The organism is Paraburkholderia sp. 31.1 (genome assembly GCF_014397645.1).
Taxonomy (GTDB): Bacteria; Pseudomonadota; Gammaproteobacteria; order Burkholderiales; family Burkholderiaceae; genus Paraburkholderia; species Paraburkholderia tuberum.
Genome location: NZ_VZQN01000019.1, coordinates 1 through 18,643 on the forward strand (window position 1 = coordinate 1; position 18,643 = coordinate 18,643).

The 18,643-nt window shown below is 61.1% G+C and carries 22 protein-coding genes and 1 tRNA gene; 10 read left to right on the top strand and 13 right to left on the bottom strand.

Translation table 11 applies throughout. The annotated features are described in order from the left end of the window. Nucleotides 1-522: 522 nt before the first annotated feature. On the top strand, nt 523-1,296 hold the full coding sequence (locus tag F6X37_RS16305; RefSeq protein ID WP_187612046.1) for a hypothetical protein: 774 nt from the start codon (nt 523-525) through the stop codon (nt 1,294-1,296). Nucleotides 1,297-1,355: 59 nt separating this feature from the next. On the opposite strand, the gene tnpC is transcribed toward F6X37_RS16305, so the two are convergent. The 3 genes from tnpC to tnpA are packed head-to-tail and all read right to left on the bottom strand — an operon-like array spanning nt 1,356 to nt 3,712. Continuing rightward, nucleotides 1,356-2,912, bottom strand: coding sequence for an IS66 family transposase (tnpC, locus tag F6X37_RS16310; protein ID WP_187612047.1), 1,557 nt, complete (start codon nt 2,910-2,912; stop codon nt 1,356-1,358). A gap of 30 nt (nt 2,913-2,942) precedes the next feature. Next, a complete protein-coding gene (tnpB, locus tag F6X37_RS16315) occupies nt 2,943-3,251 on the bottom strand; it encodes an IS66 family insertion sequence element accessory protein TnpB (protein ID WP_343048332.1) in 309 nt (102 codons plus the stop codon). A gap of 32 nt (nt 3,252-3,283) precedes the next feature. Next, nucleotides 3,284-3,712: an IS66-like element accessory protein TnpA gene (gene tnpA, locus F6X37_RS16320; RefSeq protein ID WP_316251980.1), complete on the bottom strand. Its 429-nt coding sequence runs from the start codon at nt 3,710-3,712 to the stop codon at nt 3,284-3,286. 255 nt (nt 3,713-3,967) lie between these two features. On the opposite strand from tnpA, the gene F6X37_RS16325 reads away from it, so the two are divergent. The 4 genes from F6X37_RS16325 (at nt 3,968) to F6X37_RS16340 (ending at nt 7,560) form a co-directional block, all read left to right on the top strand. Next, nucleotides 3,968-4,198: a hypothetical protein gene (locus F6X37_RS16325; protein ID WP_187612048.1), complete on the top strand. Its 231-nt coding sequence runs from the start codon at nt 3,968-3,970 to the stop codon at nt 4,196-4,198. A 595-nt stretch (nt 4,199-4,793) separates the two neighbouring features. Beyond that, nucleotides 4,794-5,942 carry a hypothetical protein gene (locus F6X37_RS16330; RefSeq protein WP_187612049.1) on the top strand — a complete coding sequence of 383 codons (1,149 nt, stop codon included), beginning with the start codon at nt 4,794-4,796 and terminating at the stop codon, nt 5,940-5,942. Between the two features lie 167 nt (nt 5,943-6,109). Continuing rightward, entirely contained in the window at nt 6,110-6,499 is a 390-nt protein-coding gene (locus tag F6X37_RS16335) for an HIT family protein (protein ID WP_187612050.1), read from the top strand. Further along, the gene (locus tag F6X37_RS16340) at nt 6,454-7,560 is read left to right on the top strand and encodes an HNH endonuclease (RefSeq protein ID WP_187612051.1); all 1,107 of its coding nucleotides are present in this window, start codon (nt 6,454-6,456) and stop codon (nt 7,558-7,560) included. Before F6X37_RS16335 ends, F6X37_RS16340 begins: the two co-directional genes overlap by 46 nt. 204 nt (nt 7,561-7,764) lie before the next feature. Here F6X37_RS16340 and F6X37_RS16345 read toward each other — a convergent pair whose 3' ends face one another. From F6X37_RS16345 to F6X37_RS16375, 7 genes are all read right to left on the bottom strand, one after another. Further along, complete coding sequence (locus F6X37_RS16345; protein WP_316251981.1) at nt 7,765-8,235, bottom strand: toll/interleukin-1 receptor domain-containing protein; 471 nt, start codon at nt 8,233-8,235, stop codon at nt 7,765-7,767. Between the two features lie 811 nt (nt 8,236-9,046). Beyond that, a complete protein-coding gene (locus F6X37_RS16350) occupies nt 9,047-10,261 on the bottom strand; it encodes a tyrosine-type recombinase/integrase (protein ID WP_187612053.1) in 1,215 nt (404 codons plus the stop codon). Between the two features lie 190 nt (nt 10,262-10,451). Continuing rightward, a tRNA-Ala gene (locus tag F6X37_RS16355) sits at nt 10,452-10,527 on the bottom strand. A gap of 62 nt (nt 10,528-10,589) precedes the next feature. Next, the gene (locus tag F6X37_RS16360; RefSeq protein ID WP_090802673.1) at nt 10,590-10,943 is read right to left on the bottom strand and encodes a c-type cytochrome; all 354 of its coding nucleotides are present in this window, start codon (nt 10,941-10,943) and stop codon (nt 10,590-10,592) included. Continuing rightward, a complete protein-coding gene (locus F6X37_RS16365) occupies nt 10,943-11,734 on the bottom strand; it encodes a BON domain-containing protein (RefSeq protein ID WP_184060819.1) in 792 nt (263 codons plus the stop codon). Before F6X37_RS16365 ends, F6X37_RS16360 begins: the two co-directional genes overlap by 1 nt. A 26-nt stretch (nt 11,735-11,760) precedes the next feature. After that, nucleotides 11,761-12,348: a phosphoheptose isomerase gene (locus F6X37_RS16370; protein ID WP_187612054.1), complete on the bottom strand. Its 588-nt coding sequence runs from the start codon at nt 12,346-12,348 to the stop codon at nt 11,761-11,763. A gap of 142 nt (nt 12,349-12,490) precedes the next feature. Further along, the gene (locus tag F6X37_RS16375) at nt 12,491-12,913 is read right to left on the bottom strand and encodes a YraN family protein (RefSeq protein ID WP_187612055.1); all 423 of its coding nucleotides are present in this window, start codon (nt 12,911-12,913) and stop codon (nt 12,491-12,493) included. A gap of 88 nt (nt 12,914-13,001) precedes the next feature. On the opposite strand from F6X37_RS16375, the gene rsmI reads away from it, so the two are divergent. Beyond that, entirely contained in the window at nt 13,002-13,886 is an 885-nt protein-coding gene (gene rsmI / locus F6X37_RS16380) for a 16S rRNA (cytidine(1402)-2'-O)-methyltransferase (RefSeq protein WP_187612056.1), read from the top strand. A 120-nt stretch (nt 13,887-14,006) separates the two neighbouring features. On the opposite strand, the gene F6X37_RS16385 is transcribed toward rsmI, so the two are convergent. Beyond that, entirely contained in the window at nt 14,007-14,612 is a 606-nt protein-coding gene (locus tag F6X37_RS16385) for a septal ring lytic transglycosylase RlpA family protein (protein ID WP_090805547.1), read from the bottom strand. 247 nt (nt 14,613-14,859) lie between these two features. Beyond that, on the bottom strand, nt 14,860-15,159 hold the full coding sequence (locus F6X37_RS16390) for a hypothetical protein (RefSeq protein ID WP_187612057.1): 300 nt from the start codon (nt 15,157-15,159) through the stop codon (nt 14,860-14,862). A gap of 102 nt (nt 15,160-15,261) precedes the next feature. Between F6X37_RS16390 and F6X37_RS16395 the strand changes: the two genes are divergently transcribed. From F6X37_RS16395 to F6X37_RS16405, 3 genes are all read left to right on the top strand, one after another. Beyond that, complete coding sequence (locus F6X37_RS16395; RefSeq protein WP_187612058.1) at nt 15,262-15,906, top strand: MBL fold metallo-hydrolase; 645 nt, start codon at nt 15,262-15,264, stop codon at nt 15,904-15,906. Continuing rightward, nucleotides 15,903-16,535, top strand: a complete 633-nt coding sequence (locus F6X37_RS16400; protein ID WP_187612059.1) for an exonuclease — start codon at nt 15,903-15,905, stop codon at nt 16,533-16,535. The genes F6X37_RS16395 and F6X37_RS16400 overlap by 4 nt, the downstream gene beginning before the upstream one ends. A gap of 90 nt (nt 16,536-16,625) precedes the next feature. Further along, complete coding sequence (locus tag F6X37_RS16405) at nt 16,626-17,084, top strand: Lrp/AsnC family transcriptional regulator (protein ID WP_012431468.1); 459 nt, start codon at nt 16,626-16,628, stop codon at nt 17,082-17,084. A 63-nt stretch (nt 17,085-17,147) separates the two neighbouring features. Here F6X37_RS16405 and F6X37_RS16410 read toward each other — a convergent pair whose 3' ends face one another. After that, nucleotides 17,148-18,341, bottom strand: coding sequence for a cation diffusion facilitator family transporter (locus F6X37_RS16410; RefSeq protein WP_262419950.1), 1,194 nt, complete (start codon nt 18,339-18,341; stop codon nt 17,148-17,150). On the opposite strand from F6X37_RS16410, the gene F6X37_RS16415 reads away from it, so the two are divergent. Beyond that, nucleotides 18,330-18,533 carry a hypothetical protein gene (locus tag F6X37_RS16415; RefSeq protein ID WP_187612135.1) on the top strand — a complete coding sequence of 68 codons (204 nt, stop codon included), beginning with the start codon at nt 18,330-18,332 and terminating at the stop codon, nt 18,531-18,533. The two genes, F6X37_RS16410 and F6X37_RS16415, sit on opposite strands and share 12 nt — an antisense overlap. Nucleotides 18,534-18,643: the final 110 nt, after the last annotated feature.

Below are 18,643 nucleotides of genomic sequence, written 5' to 3' on the forward strand. Positions count from 1 at the left end.
CGTTGGTCCCGATCGACGCGCAACTGGAAATTGAAGGATGAAGTCTGGCTCAATCCGGAGCGCATGCAACCGGAAGAACTAAAGCAGTGCGCATGAGGTGACGCGACAAGTACGTTGACAACCGCCGTGATCGAGGCAGTTTCAAACCATTGAGGGCAAGAGTCGGCCATCGTGCGCCGCTCGAAGGAAGGTTCGCTCCGACGTTCGAATGTCGATACCTCTGAAAGCAGTCGCCCAGTTGATCCCTCAAGTTTCACGTTCAGTTGCCGTAGAGCCGATGCCGTTGGTCGGTGCTCAAGTACGGTCGATGCCAAAACCAACTGCAGAGTTAGATAAGTCAAGCGTGGCGTGGACTGCATGTCGACCGCTACTGAAATACTCTTAGGGACTATATTTCGCAGTGTGCATCGGATGGGGCGTTCATCAATGGGGTGAAATCCGAGCGGTAACCGTAAGCGTCAAGACGGGATCGGCTGATTAAAAATAAATTGCAGCACCAAACACTAAACATACCGCGAAATGATGAGTGAAGATAAGGGTAACGAATTGCTAAAAAAACTAACGACGCTCTTGCCGCGCATTGCAATCACAATAGCTTGGGCACGCAAGGTCCACGCACCGATCGATCTCCAAAGCAAACCCGATGGCTGTATCAGCGCATCCACATCGTCGATTGTGTCCGCGCTCCTCGTTGGGCTCGGTACCATAGGTTTTTTCTGGTTCTTCCGGTTCAATCTACTGGACATGAATCAACCATTGGGCAACGAAAAAGCCTTCGCATTACTAGAGCAGCTGATATTTGTCTTCCGTCACTCGACTGAGCAAATCACGAATTGGTCAATCGACTCGTCAGTGTTTGTTTTGCTTGTATCAACTTTTCTGTCATTTGGTTTTCTTACGCTTGTAACGAAAATTGTGTCATTCCGCGCTTCATCTCCCGGCGGTCGTGTGGACCAAGCTAAGACGTTCATCTATCAGATGCTTCCTGCCTGCTCCGCATTTTTTGCAAGCAGCATCGTATGTATGATCATAGGTATTGGCTTAAGCACGACAAATTTGAATTATTTTTCTTATAAGTTTCGCGACTATCTGGTGTTTTCGCTCTTGGCACTTGCGATTGCATGCTCGTTGGTGGTGTGCATTCACGGCACACGGAAAAGACCGGTGATATCGAAAGACAATATTACGAGAAAGAATTATATTTATATGCTGTTTGTATTAGGCTCAGTGGCAGTCACCATACAAAGTGCACTTTGGGCCCAGAGACTATATCCTGCGGAGGTGTACGTAGCGTAAGCACCTCGCGACGGCCGTCAGCAACGCGGCGCCCGCGTGAGGCATGATGGGGAATCGGGTTACGTGTCAGCAGACGCCGATGGGCCAGACTGCCGAGGCAGCTTCGTGGCCACGTTCCAGGGCAACAGTTCGTCGATGCGGTTAATGGGGTGGTCAGCGATATGGGTCAGGACGTATTCGAGGTAGGCGCGCGGGTTGATCCCGTTGAGCTTGCATGTGCCGATCAGACCGTACATCGCGGCTGCCCGCTCGCCTCCGCTGTCGGAGCCGGCGAACAGGAAGTTCTTGCGGCCCAGACTCACACAGCGCAGCGCGTTTTCGGCCAGGGCGTTGCTGATCTCAGCACGACCCTCTTCGCAGTACAGCGCGAGCGCGTCCCACTGGTTGAGCGAGTAACGGATCGCTTTGGCCAGTTCGGATTTCTTCGACAGCGTTGCGAGCTTGTCCGTCATCCACGTCTTGATGGTCGCGAGCAGCGGCACGCTTTTCTCCTGCCGCACGCACAGCCGTTCGGCGGTTGGTTTGCCACGGATGTCCGCCTCGATGCCGTAAAGTCCACCGATCAGTTCGAGCACCTCTCGGGTCGCCTCGGTAGGCGTTCGGGCATGCACGTCGTAGAGGTACCGTCTCGCGTGGTCCCAGCATGCAGCTTCACGGATCTTGCCGCTCTCGTACAGTTCGTTGAAGCCACTGTAGGCGTCGGCCTGCAGGATGCCCTCGAATCCAGCAAGATGGGTCTGGGGGTGGATGCCTTTGCGGTCGGGCGAGTAAGCAAACCACACCGCGGCCGGTTCGGTCGAGCCCGAACGGGTGTCATCGCGCACATACACCCACAGGCGCCCAGTCTTCGTCTTCTTCTTGCCCGGCTCGAGCACCGGGATCGGCGTGTCATCCGCGTGCAGCTTCGACGGTGCCATCGTGTGGCGGCGAAGCGCCTCGGTCAGCGGCACGCAAAGGGCCTCGCACTGGCCGACCCAGCGTCCCATGCTGGCCGGATCCAGCTTCACGCCGTCGCGCGCGGCAATCTGCGACTGCCGGTACAACGGCGCGTGGTCAGCGTACTTCGAGACGAGGATGTCGGCCAGCAGGCTCGGATGGGCAATGCTGCGCGTGATCGGCAGGCCGGGCATGGACGGCTGCGAGAAGTGGTGGCCGCACGGACAGACCGTCTTGCGCCGGATCGTGCGGATCACCTTGAACATTGCCGCGACGCGGGCGAGCTGCTCGGACACGTCTTCTCCGAGCGGCTGCATGGCGCTGCCGCACTTCGGGCAGGTCGCGTCGGCGTCGAGTACGCGTTCTTCGCGTGGCAGATGCGGCGGCAGCGCTTCTTTCGGCGATGCGTCGCCCACAGGCGTGCTCGCGCTTGATTGGCGGGCGCGTCGCACATCAGCGACACCACGCTCACCCGTCAAGTCCTCGAGCGCGGTTTCGAGCCGTGCAACCTCCCGGTCCAACTGCTCGGACTTGCGCCCGAATTGCATGCGCCTAAGCTTGTCGAGCTGCGCCTTGAGCTGCTCGATCTCCAGATCGCGCTCGGCAAGCTGGGCACGGGCCTCGACCAGCAAGGCTCGCAGGGTTGCAACATCGTCAGGAAGTTCGGCGCCGTTCGACATGCGGCGCAGTTTACGAGTCTTCTGCTCGGTTTACAACATCGACAGTGCAGCGGTGCGACGCGGCTGCCGCCAATCGATGCCTTCGAGCAACATCGACAATTGCGCCGCCGTCAGATGGACCTTGCCGCCATCGGCCTGCGGCCAGACGAAGCGGCCCCGCTCAAGCCGCTTCGCAAGAAGCCAGAGCCCGTCCTCGGTCGCCCACATGACCTTCACGAGATCGCCGCGCCGGCCCCGGAAGATGAACACGTTGCCACCCAGCGGATTGTCCTCGAGCGCCGTCTGCACCTTTGCCGCCAGCCCCTGGAACCCGCAGCGCATGTCGGTGACGCCTGCCACCAGCCAAACGCGTGTACCCGTGGGTAGAGAGATCACGATCGCACGCTCCCCAGCACGACGCGTAGCGTGTCGGCGTCGACAATGCCGTCGACCTTGACTACCACGTCACCGAACCGGATCTCGATCGTCCCGGCTCGTGCAGTCCGGTTGCAGACGTCCCTTGCATCTGGGGGCATCGCCACGCGCTGCGGCGGCGTCTCATGAACCACCGCCACTGGAATCAGGCACGTTGTTTCCGCCTGCAATTGCTCGCGATAGCGACGCCGCCAGGTGAACAGCATGTTTGCATTGATGCCATTGTCCCGCGCCAGCTTCGCGACCGACGCACCAGGCTCACATGCCGCGGCCGCAAGCCGGCGTCGAAACTCGCGATCATAATTCGGGCGTCCCTTGCGGCTACCCGGCTTGGCTTCCGACTCTGTCACAGTGACGTCCATCAAATCGAAAATGATGGGCACCACTTTGATGTCGGTTCTCGCCGCCGTCTACGACGGTCGTCGTGAGGTGCTTACTACGTAGCGGTCTCTTCACACTGTGGTCCTGACCAGCGCTGCTTGATCTTTCTACGATCAAAGAACATCGGGAAGGCGGTTCTGGCTGACTCCATTCGTGTACAAATATCTCTAATCCCATTCGATTCACCGAAGAAGGGTTCGCCCGAATCACCGATCTTTCGGCAGGCAAGAATTTGGCTGGCGCCGTCAGGAGAAGGCGATATGGTGATCCTGAAAAGCGGTGCGGAGCAGGGAGCTTACATCGAAAAAGTCACTCTTGAGTGTCCGCCGCTTCCTGCGAGCAAATCGAGTTTCATGGTGACTCAAGTCACTGGCGGAACTACCGTCCATTTGCCTGATGAGGGGGAAGTCAACAACGTCCAGACTGTTCCGGTAAGGTTCGAGGGTGTGTCACAAGGTCTGTTGAACATAGCTGCCGACAACTGCTCGTAGTCGCCAGCCCTCTGCATCTACTGGTGGCGTTTTTGCTTCAGTGCGACTGCTGCGACCGATACACCCGTTGGCTAGCATGCCGCCACCGCTTCGGCTTTGAACTGCCCGCTTTAGCGTCACCGGCGCACCGTGGGGATGTCTTCTTTGATAGTGTTGACGTGCCTCACTTGTTTGCCTTAGGGGACGCAATACTCCGAAGCATTTCGCCCCGATTTAAGAAATCGTGGTCTTAGGCAATCATGGAGAGGAACATTGGTCGCCGGTCAAGCCCTTCTAACTTGGGCAACGTCGTTCAGACAACGCTGGAAAATTGACCGGGAGACTGTCCGTTCTAACCACGACGCTGCCGTCGAGGAGGCGTCAAGGCGAACGACTGCATAGGGTCGACAGCGCCGACCGCGTCGGGCAGCGGTCGGCCACCAGGAGCCTTCCGCACAAGGGGTTCCGACTGACCGATCGATCTTCGGCTGCAGACACTCAGAGGTTTCCGCTAGATTCAGTGATTCTTGAGGACGCCTAGCCTGTAGCCATTAGTATATTTACCAAGAGTCACAGCGTCCGTCACTTGATCTGCCCAACAACAGCGATAACCCCGATGACCTACTTTGTCGATATCTTTTCGGTAGATACATTCGAGAGCTTCTCAAATACCTCAAAAAATACTGCGGGTTTTCACCCCAACCGCAAGGCCTGGGTCACCAAAATCAAGCCCGGCGATAAAATTCTTTGCTATCTCAAGGGGCTGTCCTGTTGGGTAGGCATACTGCAGGTCACGGGGCCGATGGCGGAGGCGCCGCCGGGTAGCGAAATGATCAGCGAGTATTCGTTGCAATTTCCCGTGACGCCACTCGTTTGGCTGGAGAAGGGCGCACTTCTTCCGATTAAGCGTTCCGACGTGTGGGCAGCCCTATCCTTCACGAAGAATGTAACGCCCGGGGCCGGCGGGTGGAATGCGATCCTGCGTAGCAGTGGCGTTCGATTGCAGGAACCCGACGGTCAGAGAGTGGAGGAGCTACTTCGTCATCAGGCCCACCATCTGACTCCCGACGATATCGCTGACGAGACTTGGGAAAAACACCGCAGCCTGAAGATGACGAATGCCTCGGGGAAGGTAGTGGCTGTGCAGATTCCCCTTGATGAGCAGGAAGCCGGCACTCCTCAGCCTGATGCGCTTCCTTCGACACCATGCGAAATAACAGGGTCTGCAATTCCCGCGTCGCAGGTCCGCACTTCTCACAAGATGCAGGCATTGCTCGCCGACATTGGGATCGCGATGGGGTTTGAGGTCTGGATTCCCAAGGCTGACAAGGAAGCGGTCCTTTCAGAGATGAATAACGACGAGCTGTTGACAGCCCTCCCGTACACGCAGTTTTCCGAAGCCGCCCGCAAGACGGTCGAACAGATTGATGTACTCTGGCTACAAAAGAAGGCCATAGTGCGTGCCTTTGAAGTCGAGCACACGACCTCGGTCTACTCAGGGATTTTACGCATGGCGGACCTGCTGGCGCTGCAGCCCAACTTCCACACGAGGCTACACATCGTCGCGCCGGAAGAACGGCGCAAAAAGGTGTTTCAAGAACTTATGCGGCCCGCGTTCTCGATTTTCCCGCAGGGGCCATTGTCAGAGCTTTGTAGTTATTTGCCGTATGAGAAGGTGCAGGACTTGGCCGCTAACCCCACTTTGGACTATCTCAAGCAGGAAGTGCTGGACAAGTACGAGGAATTTGCAGAGGAAGCGGAGTGAATCGCCAAGGTGCCTGGACACCGCCTAAGATATCCTTTTGCCGAGGCGCATAGCCGGGCAGGTGGGACCGGGATCGGCGACTATCGGCCGCCGCGTAGCTGCGCAAAAGCTGCTGGATGCTATTGACGTGAGAGAATTTCGAGTCCGCACCATTCTCTAAGCCCAACATGCCCTCTCAGTGCCCGTTTTGCGAACTGCCGGTCGGAAGGATCGTTGATCAGAACGACGCAGGGTTTGCGGTACGCGACGCGTACCCTGTGTCGCCCGGGCACACGCTGATAATTTCCAGCCGGCACGTGAGTTCCCTGTTTGAATTGTCGGCGGCAGAACGCGAACAGCTGTTCTCTCTAATTGACCGCGCAAGAGGTGTTCTGGACGAGCAATATCGGCCTGACGCCTACAACATCGGAATCAATGACGGTGCCGCCGCTGGCCAGACAGTGCCGCACCTGCACATCCATCTGATACCTCGCTTCAGGGGGGACCAGCCAGATCCGCGAGGCGGCGTGCGATGGATCTTCCCGGAAAAGGCCGACTACTGGAGCAAGCGCGGTTGAATTCGACCATACCGCCGCCGACAGCCGAGGCACAGCTGGCCTTCCTTGCCAAGATTCAGCGGCTCTTTGCCGAAGGCGACTTCACGGCTACATACAAATTCGCGCTGCTCATCTCGCTCGCCGACCTTGCTGTCGAGGTCGGATCGGACGACGGCGCGGAATTGACCCTGACCAACCGGGAGATTGCAGATCGTTTCGTTCAGCTTTACTGGCGGCACTCCACTCCCTATGGAACTGGTCGCACGGATACGCAGCCTGGGGTACTCGTCCAGAATCTTGGGGATCAGGCAGCGGTGTTAACTGCTATCTGCGAATACCGGGCGTCGACGCCTGGAATTACCGTCCAGCAGGCTCGTACCGAGCCAAGCTATGCAGCATTGCGGAGCAAGGTGGCGGCGGTTATCTCCGCACAGCCGTTGAACTATCTGCAAAACTTTGGCGGAGTCACCGACACGTTCCTCTACGAACGGTCAGGTCGCGGTGCGATTGCGCTGAAACCCGGCGTTGCCTACTGCCTTCGGCGCTTTTATACGCTGGTACAACAGCTTTCTCGCACGCATTGGGTAGACCACATTAAGACAAACCGGCGGAACCACACGATTCTCGGCGATGCTGGCGATCTGGAAGACTTTCTGTTTTCAGCATCGCGACAGTCTCTGGCCATTGTCGGTGCGGAACTGCGCAAGCTCGACGGTCACCGGTGCTTTTATTGTGGGGGCAACCTTACCGGCGCTGACGTCGATCATTTTGTCCCATTCTCGCTCTATCCGAGGGACCAGGCACACAATTTTGTGCTTGCACACCCTGCATGCAATCGAAGCAAGTCGGACACACTCGGGGCGAAGCCGCATCTTGAAAAGTGGCTGGAAAGGCTGGTGACCAAATCTGATGAGATTAGTGAAATCGGCGCTTTGGCTGGTATGGCCAGTGACGGGGTCACCGCAAATCGGGTCGCAGCCTGGGGCTATGCGATCGCACATACCGCAGGCGGTCGCGCATGGTTATCCGCCACGAGCTACGAGCCCGTAACCCAGAGCTATCTTGCCCTTTTTAACGCCTAGCTATTGGCGATTGTGTTGGGAACCATGGGCTGCGCGCCCTTTACCCAGGACAATGAGGAAGAGAAACAGCTGGCGAAGAACGGGCAGAAGCTGCCGGCTGTTGAATCTTCTTGATCGACCGCTTCAGGTTGACAGCGGTCCTTAGAGGGAGCCCTAGAGACTGGCGGCAGTCAAAGGTAAAGCAGCCGAAGAAAGCCTCACCTGTCAGCTCCAGATGGCAACCAGCTCGGCAATTTTTGTTGCGACCACCGCCATCGTGTCTTCCGACGTATCAAGTCCGCTTCGCGAAGCAAGCATGGGGCTGACATCGCGGAGCGCAGTGTACGTAGTGCCGTGCACGATGGGCACGAGACGGTTACCCTGGAGAAGAGTCGAAAGCTCTTTGTCGGCGACGCCCTCTTTCGGAAGGCGTGCCAACAATGCAGGGGTCACTAGGACGAGCCCAATTTTCGAGGCCGCTAAGCCTTTATCGATGGCTCGCATCATCGGCACGCCAAGGCCAAGGTCCTTCTCGCTAAACCAAACCTTGACACCAACTGCCTCGAGCAAATCGTGCAGCTCCTTGGCGGCGCCTTGCCTGTCATCCCAAGCGTGGCAGAGGAAGCAATCCCGAAGGTCCGGCTTCGCTGCCGCTTCTTTTTCAACAGCCTCGCGAACCGGTGTGAGGGACGCCACCTGAGCGGGCGTATACGAAACAGACGAACCGGCACGCGACCAGCGCGGCCTTGAACTGCCGCCTCCGCTGGACCTGCCGCCGCTGCTGTAGCTGCTCCCGCCACCAGAAGAATAGGACGAGCTGTAGCCACTGCCGTTCCCGCTGCCATAGCTGTTGCGGTACCCGCCATAGCGGGAACCACATGCAGGGCAGGCTGCCTGCGCGGCTGCCGACTGGTGCCCTCGAACTGGTGCTGTGCATCGTGCCATTGCTGTGCTATCTCCCTTGTCGTGATGACCCTAATGATACGCACAGTAACGGAAGCGCTCACTGAATGAAGCTGTAGGTATCGGCATTCGATAACCGGTGAAATTGTGACGCACAAGCAGCCACGTCGGACGGCGAAGCTCTCCTTCTGACCCGAGTCCTGCCACGACGTCAAACTGGCACCGGCCGCTCACGGCGGAGATGCTGAGCGACAGCCGTCGCTGCACTGCAGGCATAGGCAGTAGAAGCTTGAACGACAGCAGTGAATCGCTATCAGCCTTTCATGCCCCGTTCGGCGATCACGATCGCCGATCCGATCGCTCACATTCGCCATGATGTATGCGGGAGCGACAGGATCCAATGTCAAGCGCAACCTGTTGCGATGCTAAAACAGACTACTTGCATCCACGCGGCGGCCGCTCGTCAGCCACTTACTGACGGCTATGCAAGAACGGTTACTTTTGCGCGATCCGCCGCGCCAGGTGTCTGGTTTCAGTCATGTCGCAGTGGAGTTTTTCATTGTCGAACAACACAAACGGCATTCCCGCTACAACCAAGCCCATTTCAAACACCTCTTGGCCTAATCGGACCCACCTCTGCCCCGGCCTTCAGCCGATCCAGATAATCAGCCCATGCCTGCATCATCGCGATCCGGTCATCGATGAACCGCGTACGGTTGTATGCACTACCGAGCGAGTCGGGCACCCGGTGTGCCAACTGGTGCTCGATGACTTCGGCCGGAAAGCGGAGCCGCTCATGCAGGATGGTCCGGGCCATCGCCCGGAATCCGTGGCCCGTGATCTCAGTTTTCGTATCGAAGCCTAGCCGCTGCAGCGCGGCATTGATCGCCGCGCCGCTCATGGGTTTTCTGCGATCCCGACCTGTAAAGACGCAGCGCCATTTTCCGGTCAGCGCCTGCAACTCTTTCAGGATCTCCACCGCCTGCGCAGCCAGTGGTACCAAATGCTCCGTGTTTGTCTTCGAGACGGTGTAGCGCCATTCGCGCCGTTCGAGATCAATCTGCGCCCACTCAGCCTGCCTCAGTTCGCCGGGTCGCACGAACAGCAACGGCGCAAGTTGCAGCGCCGCGCGCACGACTAGCGTCCCGGAAAAGCCATCGAAGGCGCGCAGCATTTCCCCGACCTTCTCGGGATCCGTAATTGAGGCGAAGTGGGTATGGCGGTTGGGCCGCAGCGCGCCGCGCAGGTCGGCGCTCACGTCACGCATGGCGCGCCCGGTTACCACAGCGTAGCGAAAGATCTGGCCGCAGTTCTGCTGAAGCCGATGTGCGGTGTCGTGCGCACCGCGTTTCTCGGCACGGCGCAGCACTTCAAGGACTTCAGGCGGCGTGATGTCAGCGATGGGACGCGAACCCAGCCATGGAAACAGGTCCTTCTTCAGCCGCCCCATGATCTTTTCGGAGTGGCTCGGCGCCCAGCCGGGCGCCTGCTGCTCGAACCACTCAAGCGCGACGGCCTCAAAGGTCGTGGCCGCGTTCAGCCGCGCCAGGCGTTTCTTGTCCTTCTTCGCCTGACCGGCATCAATGCCATCGGCCAGCATCGCACGCGCCTCATCGCGCTTCCTGCGCGCATGGGCAAGCGTGACATCGGGATAGACGCCAAGCGCCAGCTTCCGCTCCCTGTCATTGAACCGGTATTTGAAGCGCCAGTATTTGCCGCCAGACGGAGAAATCTCGAGATACATTCCGCGGCCGTCGGAGACCCGGTAGGTCTTTTCGCGAGCCGCAGCCCGGCGAACTTCCAGATCGGTAAGAGGCATGGGACACCTCCCGTTGCGTGGGGGCCTAAATTTCCAACGGGCTCAAAAATGAGCCTGATGCCCCTAAAACTGCTCTGAAAGGCCCCCGGCTGTCAACGGAAACCACAATCCCGGAATGGAAACAAAAACCCCGCGAGCCTTACGGGACGCGGGGTTTGCGGAATTCTCTGGAACTGCTTGGAACACGTGATGGTGGAGAGGAGGAGGATCGAACTCCCGACCTTCGCATTGCGAACGCGACGCTCTCCCAGCTGAGCTACCCCCCCAACAAAAATAATTCTAGCACAGCCATTTTCCCTTTTGCCAAGCCTCCAGCCCCGGGAACACTTCATCTGGACGGCGCGCCCGCGAGCACCCAGTCGACGACCGCGCGGATGTCCGCATCGCTCATCGATTGATGGGCCGGCATCGGAATCATGCCCCATACGCCGGAGCCGCCGTCCTTCACCTTGCGCGCGAGTTTGGCCGGCGCCTGCCCGTCGCCCTTGTACTTCGCGGCGATTTGCTGGAACGACGGACCAACCAGCTTGCGATCGACGGCGTGACAGCCCATGCATGCATTCGCGGCGGCGACCTGCTGGCCGCGCGGCGCCTCGGCCGCGCGAGCACCCGACGTCATCGTGCCGGCGAGCGCGCCGACCACCAACGCGAACACGACACCCGCACGCGTCATACCGCGCATCAAGGCACCGCCTTCGGATTACCCGGTCGCACCGACGTCGACGAGTTGACCGGCGCAGGCGCCTGCTGATCGAGCGGCCGCGCGCTCACCGACGAATCGGGAATCGCGCCGACCGTCGGCTCGCTGACCTCGGGCTGCGAGGCGGCCACCGGCGCCGTCGCACCGGCGGCCGCAGCAGCTTCGGCTTCCTGCGGCTGGATGTACTGGAACACCTTGACCACCTCCACGACGCCCGGCACGCGGCTCGTGACGTCGGCGCCGATATTGCCCTCATTCATCGTGACGAGGCCCATCAGATAGACGTTGCCGCGCTCGGCCACGACCTTGAAATTGTTCGCCGAAATGTTCTTCTCGGCGATCAGAGCGGTCTTCACGCGCGTTTCGAGGTAGGTGTCGTTGGTGCGCGACGAGAACGAGCTCGCCGGCGCGATCGCCAGTTCATTGACGATCGTATTCACGTTGTTCATGTTCCGCACGATGCTCTCGGCACGCTGCTTCGACGCCTCGCCCGCGACCTCGCCGGTCAGCAGCACGCGGCGGTTGAACACCGTGACGTTGACGTGCGCGGAGTCCGGCAGATTCTGGCTGATCTGCGACAGCGCCTTCACCTGAATCTCGCGATCCTCGGTCTGCGCGCCGAGCGTGCGGCGGTCGGTCGCCATCAGCGCGCCGCCGCCCGCCGCGGCTCCGACAGCGAGAAAGCAGCCTTGCAGCGTGGCCGACAGGCCCGCCGCGAACCCGACCACGAGCACGGTTCTCACCAGTGTCTTCTTGATGCGGAAAACGCTCATCAACTAGCTCTCCTTCGAAATCAGTCTCAGTCTTCGCCGAGCAACATGGCATCGATGCCGTCGCACAGGCAATGGATGGTCAGCAGGTGCACTTCCTGGATGCGCGCCGTGCGGTCGGACGGCACGCACACGTGGATGTCGGTGTCACTCAGCACCTCCTGTGCGCGTCCGCCGCCCTTGCCGGTCAGCGCAACGACGATCATTTCGCGCTCATGCGCGGCTTCGATCGCGGCGACCACGTTCGCGGAATTGCCGGATGTGGTGATCGCGAGCAACACGTCGCCGGGCTGACCGAGCGCCCAGACCTGTTTCGCGTAGATCTGTTCGAACGAATAGTCGTTGGCGATCGCGGTGAGCACGGAGGTGTCGGTGCTGAGCGCAATGGCCGGCAGACCTGGCCGCTCGCGCTCAAAGCGGCCGATCAGCTCGGCCGCGAAATGCTGCGCGTCGGCGGCCGAACCGCCGTTGCCGCACGCGAGGATGCGATTGCCGTTGGCGAGCGCGGCGAACATCGTGTCGATCGCGGCGGCGATCGGCATCGACAGGGTTTCGAGGGCTTCGAGTTTGACTGCCGCGCTGTCGCGGAAGTGTTGTTGGATGCGTTCGACTGACATCGAGTCTCTATCTTCTACCGCGAATGGACCGCACTGCGCGGCCGTGTTGTGAAGTCATACTGCCAGGCTGTGGCCGCCGATGAGTTCGCGCGGCACGCGAGCGCAAGTTTATCGCACTCACGCGCGTTGTCTGCGCTGTCGGTCAGACTTCGTCGGCGCGAAACGCATCGCGCAACCATACGAGCCTGCCGCTCTCGAACGCGACGACGTCGAAACGGCACGCGGGTTCGTCGCGCGGGCCGCGGTTCGTCGTGGCGCGCGTCGCGAGATAGTGCCGCGCCGCTCGCACGATGCGCTGTCTCTTCTGCCAACCGATGCTCGCAGCCGCACCGCCATAATGCCGCTGCGCACGCGCGCGAACTTCGACGAACACCAGCGCGCCGTCACGATCACTCATCACGAGATCGATCTCGCCGCCCCGACAGGCGACGTTGCGCGCCACGAAGCGCAGACGCTGGCGCTGCAAAAATTCGCGCGCGCGTGCTTCGAAAGCCGCGCCGACGGATTTGGACTGGTGAGCGCAGGAAAAGTTGTGGGCGGTTTTTGGACCGGCGTGTATGGGCATCTTTTGCGCAGTCTTCGGCACGGCCTGCTCGCGCAAGCCCACATGGCACAATATCGGCCTCGTTCCGTCTGTTTGTGTCTTCCGTCTCATGACTCCTCTCTCCGAACTCGCGCAAGGGCAGCAGTACCCCGCCGCCGCGCTGTATGTGGTGGCCACGCCGATCGGCAACATCGCCGACATCACGCTGCGCGCGCTGCACGTGCTCGGACTCGCGGATCGCATCGCCGCCGAGGACACCCGCAACACCGGTCAGCTGCTCGCGCGCTACGGCATCTCGAAGCCGCTCGTCGCCGTGCATCAGCACAACGAGCGCACCGCCGCGCAGCGCGTGATCGAGTATCTGCAGGCCGGCGAGCGCGTGGCGTACGTGTCCGACGCGGGCACGCCGGGCATCTCGGACCCCGGCGCCAAGCTCGTCGATGCCGTGCGCGAGGCCGGCTTCGTGGTGGTCCCGCTGCCCGGCGCGAGTGCGCTCGCCACCGCGCTCAGCGCGACCGGCGACTGGGTCGCGACGTTCTCGTTCCTCGGCTTCCTCCCGCCGAAGCCGAAGGCGCGCGCCGCCGCCTTGCAGGCGCTCGCGCAACATCCTCACGCGATGGTGTTCTACGAAGCGCCGCACCGGATCGTCGAGACGGTGCAGGCGCTCGCCGATGCGTTCGGCGGCACACGCCGTCTGCTGATCGCGCGGGAACTGACGAAGTTACACGAAGCCCTGCACCAGGGCACCCTGGCCGAAGGGCCAACGTGGCTCGCTGCCGACGCGAACCGGCAGCGTGGCGAATTCGTGCTGGTGGTCGAAGGCGCGGCGCCCGAAGCGGCCGGCGAGCACGATCACGACGCGCTGCTCGGCATCCTGCTGGAAGAATTGACGGTGAGCAGCGCGGCGAAGGTCGCTGCGGCGCTCACGGGCGCATCGCGCCACGCGTTGTACGCGCGCGCGCTGGCGCTGAAGGAAGACAAGCCCGAAACGTGAGGGTCGGGCCCGGCGGGTAAAAGGCTGACGGCAACAGAAAAGGGCCGCATGTCGCGGCCCTTCGATTTTCTGCAGACGGTTGGTTCAGCCGACGCGGCATCATCGCCATGTAACGTCACATCACTTGTTCGAATCCGAGTTCGACGCGAGCGTCTCGTTCAGCTCGGCGCGCGCTTCCTGTTGCGTGAGCCCTTCGATCTTGACCCGCGCGGTACCGGTGTGGCGCATGTCGAGCATGGCAGCGGCCGCCATCGACAGGTCGATCACGCGGCCGCGGGCGTACGGGCCGCGGTCGTTGATCCGTACGATCACCGAGCGCGAATTGGCCGGATTGGTCACGCGCACGTACGAGCCGAGCGGCAGGGTGCGATGCGCGGCCGTCAGGGCATGCATGTCGTAACGCTCGCCATTGGCGGTGCGGCGGCCGTGGAAGAAGCGTCCGTACCACGACGCGCGTCCGATCTGATGGAAGTCCGCGACGTCGACGCCGTCGTCGGTGAGCGGCTGCGCGTCAGCCAGCGGCGACGCGGGCGCGTTCGACGCGCTCGGGCTCGAGGCCGGCGCGCTACCGAACGATTGTGGTCCGAAAGAGCTCAGGTGCGTGTTCTTTGTACTTTGCGGCGTGTCGTTCGCGGACGTATCGGGCGCGCCCGGAGGCGTGGCACAGCCGGCCAGTACAAAAAAGGCAAAAAGAGTCCCTACACCACGGGTTAGCCGAGTTTTCATAAGACGTGCAATCACATTGTCGAGCCGCGTCACCCGCAAACTGCTGGGTGTGTTGCTTGCGGCTCCGGCGGTAGGGACGACAACGCGCCGCGCGAAAATGCGCAGTACGTCAAAGCCCGGATACGGCTCACTCAGCCGCTACCGCACGGTTAATTTTCACGTCTGGCGCAACCTGTCCCCGGCAGCCTGACCAGACCCCACATGCCGCCAACTGAACGTGGCAATGACACGTTCTTGCGCGCGCAACTCAGCGCGCAGGAACGGCGGCGTAGGCCCCACCCAGCGTCACGGAGATTAATTCCGTAGCAGGCGCGCGGCGCCTGGCTGGGCAAGACGTGTGCATCGAACGCATCGATACCGGATGGCCGTCGGCATTCCGACAGCCCTTACTTGAACGGCGAGCGGCATTCCCTTTTTGTGGGAACGCATCGCCTTGTGGCAGCACAATTCCTAGTGCATGAAGTCCATTATACCCAAAACTTTTTGTTGGGATGGCGAGCTGCTCAAAAACTTGATCAATCTTCACATTTATCGCAAAAATGGACATACGAAAGTCCGAGACGGGCCGTGAGCCGGCCCCGTCGCATGGGCGGCGGAGGCTGTCGCGAGGCCCGGTACAATCACCGTTTTTCCAGCGCGTCGTCCAGCCATGAAAGTCACCCTGATCCCCGTCACGCCGTTCCAGCAGAACTGCTCGCTGCTCGTTTGCGAGGCCACCGGGCGCGCTGCCGTCGTCGATCCAGGCGGCGACCTCGACATGATCCAGCGCGAGATCGCGCGGCAGAACGTGACCGTCGAAAAGGTCTTGCTGACCCATGGCCACATCGATCACTGCGCCGGCGCGAAGACACTCGCCAGTCACTACGGCGTGCCGATCGAAGGTCCGCATCCCGACGAACGCTTCTGGCTCGACAAGCTGCCGGACCAGAGCACGCGCTTCGGCTTCCCGGCCGCCGACGCCTTCGAGCCGGACCGCTGGCTACAAGACGGCGACACCGTGCAATTCGGCGACGAAACCCTCGAGGTCTACCACTGCCCCGGCCACACGCCCGGCCACGTGGTCTTCTTCAGCCGCGCGCATCGGCTTGCACTAGTTGGCGACGTGCTGTTCGCCGGCTCGATCGGCCGCACGGATTTCCCGCGTGGCAATCATGCGGATCTGATCCGCTCGATCCGCGACAAACTCTGGCCGCTCGGCGACGACGTCACGTTCGTGCCCGGCCACGGCCCGACCTCGACGTTCGGCGCCGAGCGCCGCACGAATCCCTACGTCGCAGACGGAGTTGGCGCATGAGCAGCGAAATCTATGTGAGTACCGACGTCGAAGCGGACGGCCCGATCCCCGGCCCGCATTCGATGCTGAGCTTCGCATCCGCCGCATACACCGAAGACAAGCAGCTGATCGCGACGTTCTCGGCGAATCTCGAACTGCTCGAAGGTGCAGCGCCGCATCCGGTTCAGGAAGCGTGGTGGAAGACCCAGCCGGAAGCATGGGCGGCCTGCCGCCAGGACTTGCAGAAACCCGAGGCCGCCCTGACCGCCTATGTCGAATGGGTCGAGGCGCTGCCGGGCAAGCCGGTGTTCGTCGCGATGCCGGCCGGCTTCGACTTCACCTATATGTTCTGGTACATGATGCGCTTCGTCGGCCGCTGCCCGTTTTCGTGGTCGGCGCTCGACATCAAGACGCTCGCGTTCGCGATGACTGGCCTGCCGTACCGCAAGAACATCAAGCCGCGCTTTCCGAAGCACTGGTTCGACGAGCATCCGCACACGCACGTCGCGCTCGACGACGCGATCGAGCAGGGTGCCCTCTTTTGCAACATGCTGAAGGACTTGCGCGCGCGTCAGCCCGAGATGCCGGGGGACGGCAAGGATGATGGGGACGGCTCAGGGCAAAACGCCGCTCCCGACCCGGTAAATTAGGCAATCTCGCTCGCGAGAGCCGTTTTACATTGCGTTTCGTTTTCGCGCCCTCTACCATGCGTTGATACGGCGACGCTAACGGAGGCGCAGTTGACACTCGATACGTTCTCACAGAAGATCCTGCGCCTACTGCAGCTCGACGCACGTCGTTCCGTGCAGGAAATCTCCGACCAGGTCGGGCTGTCGAGCACGCCGTGCTGGCGGCGCATCAAGGACATGGAACAGTCGGGCGTGATCCAGCGCTACACGGCGCTGCTCGATCGCGAAAAACTCGGCTTGCATGTGTGCGCGCTCGCGCATATCCATCTGACGCGCCACACCGAAGGCGGCGTCGAGCAGTTCGAGCGGGAAATCGCCACCTGCCCCGAAGTGACCGAGTGCTACAGCACGACCGGTGAATCCGATTACATCCTGAAGATCGTCGCGCCGGACATCAAGGCGTACGACAGCTTCCTGCACGAACGCATTTTCAAGATTCCAGCCGTCGCGCAGGTGCGCACGAGCGTCGTGCTGCGCGAAATCAAGTTCGATACGCAGTTGCCGTTGTGACGCATGCCGCCGCTGCGGGCCGCATGAAGGTTCGCGGCATCGGGTGTCCGAAACTCATCGGACTCAGGCGGCGTTGTGAGGCTCCGCGGCGATTGACCGACCGCCGGGGGCGACGCCAGTCTTGAGTTCCGCCGCCGGACCGCCTTGCGCGGCCGAGATATCCCGTTGCAGCAGCACGTCTAGCTTGCGCGCGCCGAGACGACGCTTGAGCGCCTCCAGATCGACGCGCCCAAGCGACTGCGCCTCGCTTTCCAGCAGACGCGCGGCCTCTGGGCCGTCTGCAGCGCGCCCTTCAACGGACGCCGCCGCCGGTAACACCACCTCCACGTCGAGCCCGGTGCTCAGGTAGTGCAGATTTATCCCAGCGGCCTGCAAGCCCCAGGCCGCCAGCGCCGCGTCGACCTCGGCGGTCACGCGCTCCCGCGGCGGCAGATCGACCGGTGGATGCGCGAGCGCATCGTTTTCCGGATCGACGTGGATCAGCGCGTCGAGCACGCGCTTGTCGGTCAGCACACGCAGCCGCGCCGACTCCGCGATGTAATGCCCTTCCGATACCGAAATCATCGGATCGACCAGAATGTGCGCGTCGACGAGCGCGAAATCGCCCATCTTGCGCGTACGCATTTCGTGCACGTCACGCACGCCGGGGGTGGACATCAGCAATGCGCGCATGTCGGCCGCGGCGGTTTCGTCGAGCGCGCGGTCCGACAGATCCTGCAGCGCGTCCCAACCGAAGGTCCAGCCCATGCGCGCGACCATGAAACCGACGATGGCCGCTGCGATCGGGTCGAGCAACCGCAAGCCGGCGAGGCTGCCGATCACGCCGATCCCCACCACCAGCGACGACGCCGCGTCCGAGCGCGCGTGCCATGCGTTCGCGATCAGCATCGCGGAACGCACTCGCTTCGCCTCGCGCAGCATGTAGCGAAACAGCGCTTCCTTGCAGACCAGCACGAGCGCCGCGACCGCGAGCGCGCTCATGTGCACGGCGGGAATATTTTGCAGGTCGGCGAGCCGCGTACCGGCGCGCCACAACATGCCGACGCCGACCGAGATCAGCAGCGCGCCGAGAAATAACGACGCCACCGTCTCATAACGGCTATGTCCGTAATTGTGATCCGCGTCGGGCTTGGCCCCGCTGTGCCGATTGGCAATCAGCACGACAAAATCGGAAATAAGATCGGCAAGGGAATGGATACCGTCGGCAACTAGCGCCTGCGAGTGCGCGATCGTGCCGATGGCGATTTGCAGCGTCATCAACACGCTATTGAGCGCAATACTCGCAAAAGTACTTTTGCGCGCAACGCGTTGTTTCTCGGTGGTTTGGGCGATCGCGGCGGACTGCATGCTGAAGTGGCGGAAATGTCAATTATCGTTATTGTAGCCGCCGCGAATCGCGCGCGCAGGGAAAAGCGGAAAAAAACCTTTTTAAATCAATCGCTTATCTAAACGAAAAGCATTCGCGTTCCAGTTGCCTGAAGCGCATGCGACAAAAAACTCGGCGCCGCAAATGACGAAAACCGCGCCCTGAACGGTGCGCGGCTTTTTCAGATTCTGCA

Excerpts from the sequence above, each read along its gene's own strand:
- F6X37_RS16305 (WP_187612046.1), top strand. The coding sequence starts at position 523 with ATGAGTGAAGATAAGGGTAACGAATTGCTAAAAAAACTAACGACGCTC.
- tnpC (WP_187612047.1), bottom strand. The coding sequence starts at position 2,912 with ATGTCGAACGGCGCCGAACTTCCTGACGATGTTGCAACCCTGCGAGCC.
- F6X37_RS16325 (WP_187612048.1), top strand. The coding sequence starts at position 3,968 with ATGGTGATCCTGAAAAGCGGTGCGGAGCAGGGAGCTTACATCGAAAAA.
- F6X37_RS16330 (WP_187612049.1), top strand. The coding sequence starts at position 4,794 with ATGACCTACTTTGTCGATATCTTTTCGGTAGATACATTCGAGAGCTTC.
- F6X37_RS16335 (WP_187612050.1), top strand. The coding sequence starts at position 6,110 with ATGCCCTCTCAGTGCCCGTTTTGCGAACTGCCGGTCGGAAGGATCGTT.
- F6X37_RS16340 (WP_187612051.1), top strand. The coding sequence starts at position 6,454 with ATGGATCTTCCCGGAAAAGGCCGACTACTGGAGCAAGCGCGGTTGAAT.
- F6X37_RS16350 (WP_187612053.1), bottom strand. The coding sequence starts at position 10,261 with ATGCCTCTTACCGATCTGGAAGTTCGCCGGGCTGCGGCTCGCGAAAAG.
- F6X37_RS16360 (WP_090802673.1), bottom strand. The coding sequence starts at position 10,943 with ATGCGCGGTATGACGCGTGCGGGTGTCGTGTTCGCGTTGGTGGTCGGC.
- F6X37_RS16365 (WP_184060819.1), bottom strand. The coding sequence starts at position 11,734 with ATGAGCGTTTTCCGCATCAAGAAGACACTGGTGAGAACCGTGCTCGTG.
- F6X37_RS16370 (WP_187612054.1), bottom strand. The coding sequence starts at position 12,348 with ATGTCAGTCGAACGCATCCAACAACACTTCCGCGACAGCGCGGCAGTC.
- F6X37_RS16375 (WP_187612055.1), bottom strand. The coding sequence starts at position 12,913 with ATGCCCATACACGCCGGTCCAAAAACCGCCCACAACTTTTCCTGCGCT.
- rsmI (WP_187612056.1), top strand. The coding sequence starts at position 13,002 with ATGACTCCTCTCTCCGAACTCGCGCAAGGGCAGCAGTACCCCGCCGCC.
- F6X37_RS16385 (WP_090805547.1), bottom strand. The coding sequence starts at position 14,612 with ATGAAAACTCGGCTAACCCGTGGTGTAGGGACTCTTTTTGCCTTTTTT.
- F6X37_RS16390 (WP_187612057.1), bottom strand. The coding sequence starts at position 15,159 with ATGTCCATTTTTGCGATAAATGTGAAGATTGATCAAGTTTTTGAGCAG.
- F6X37_RS16395 (WP_187612058.1), top strand. The coding sequence starts at position 15,262 with ATGAAAGTCACCCTGATCCCCGTCACGCCGTTCCAGCAGAACTGCTCG.
- F6X37_RS16400 (WP_187612059.1), top strand. The coding sequence starts at position 15,903 with ATGAGCAGCGAAATCTATGTGAGTACCGACGTCGAAGCGGACGGCCCG.
- F6X37_RS16410 (WP_262419950.1), bottom strand. The coding sequence starts at position 18,341 with ATGACGCTGCAAATCGCCATCGGCACGATCGCGCACTCGCAGGCGCTA.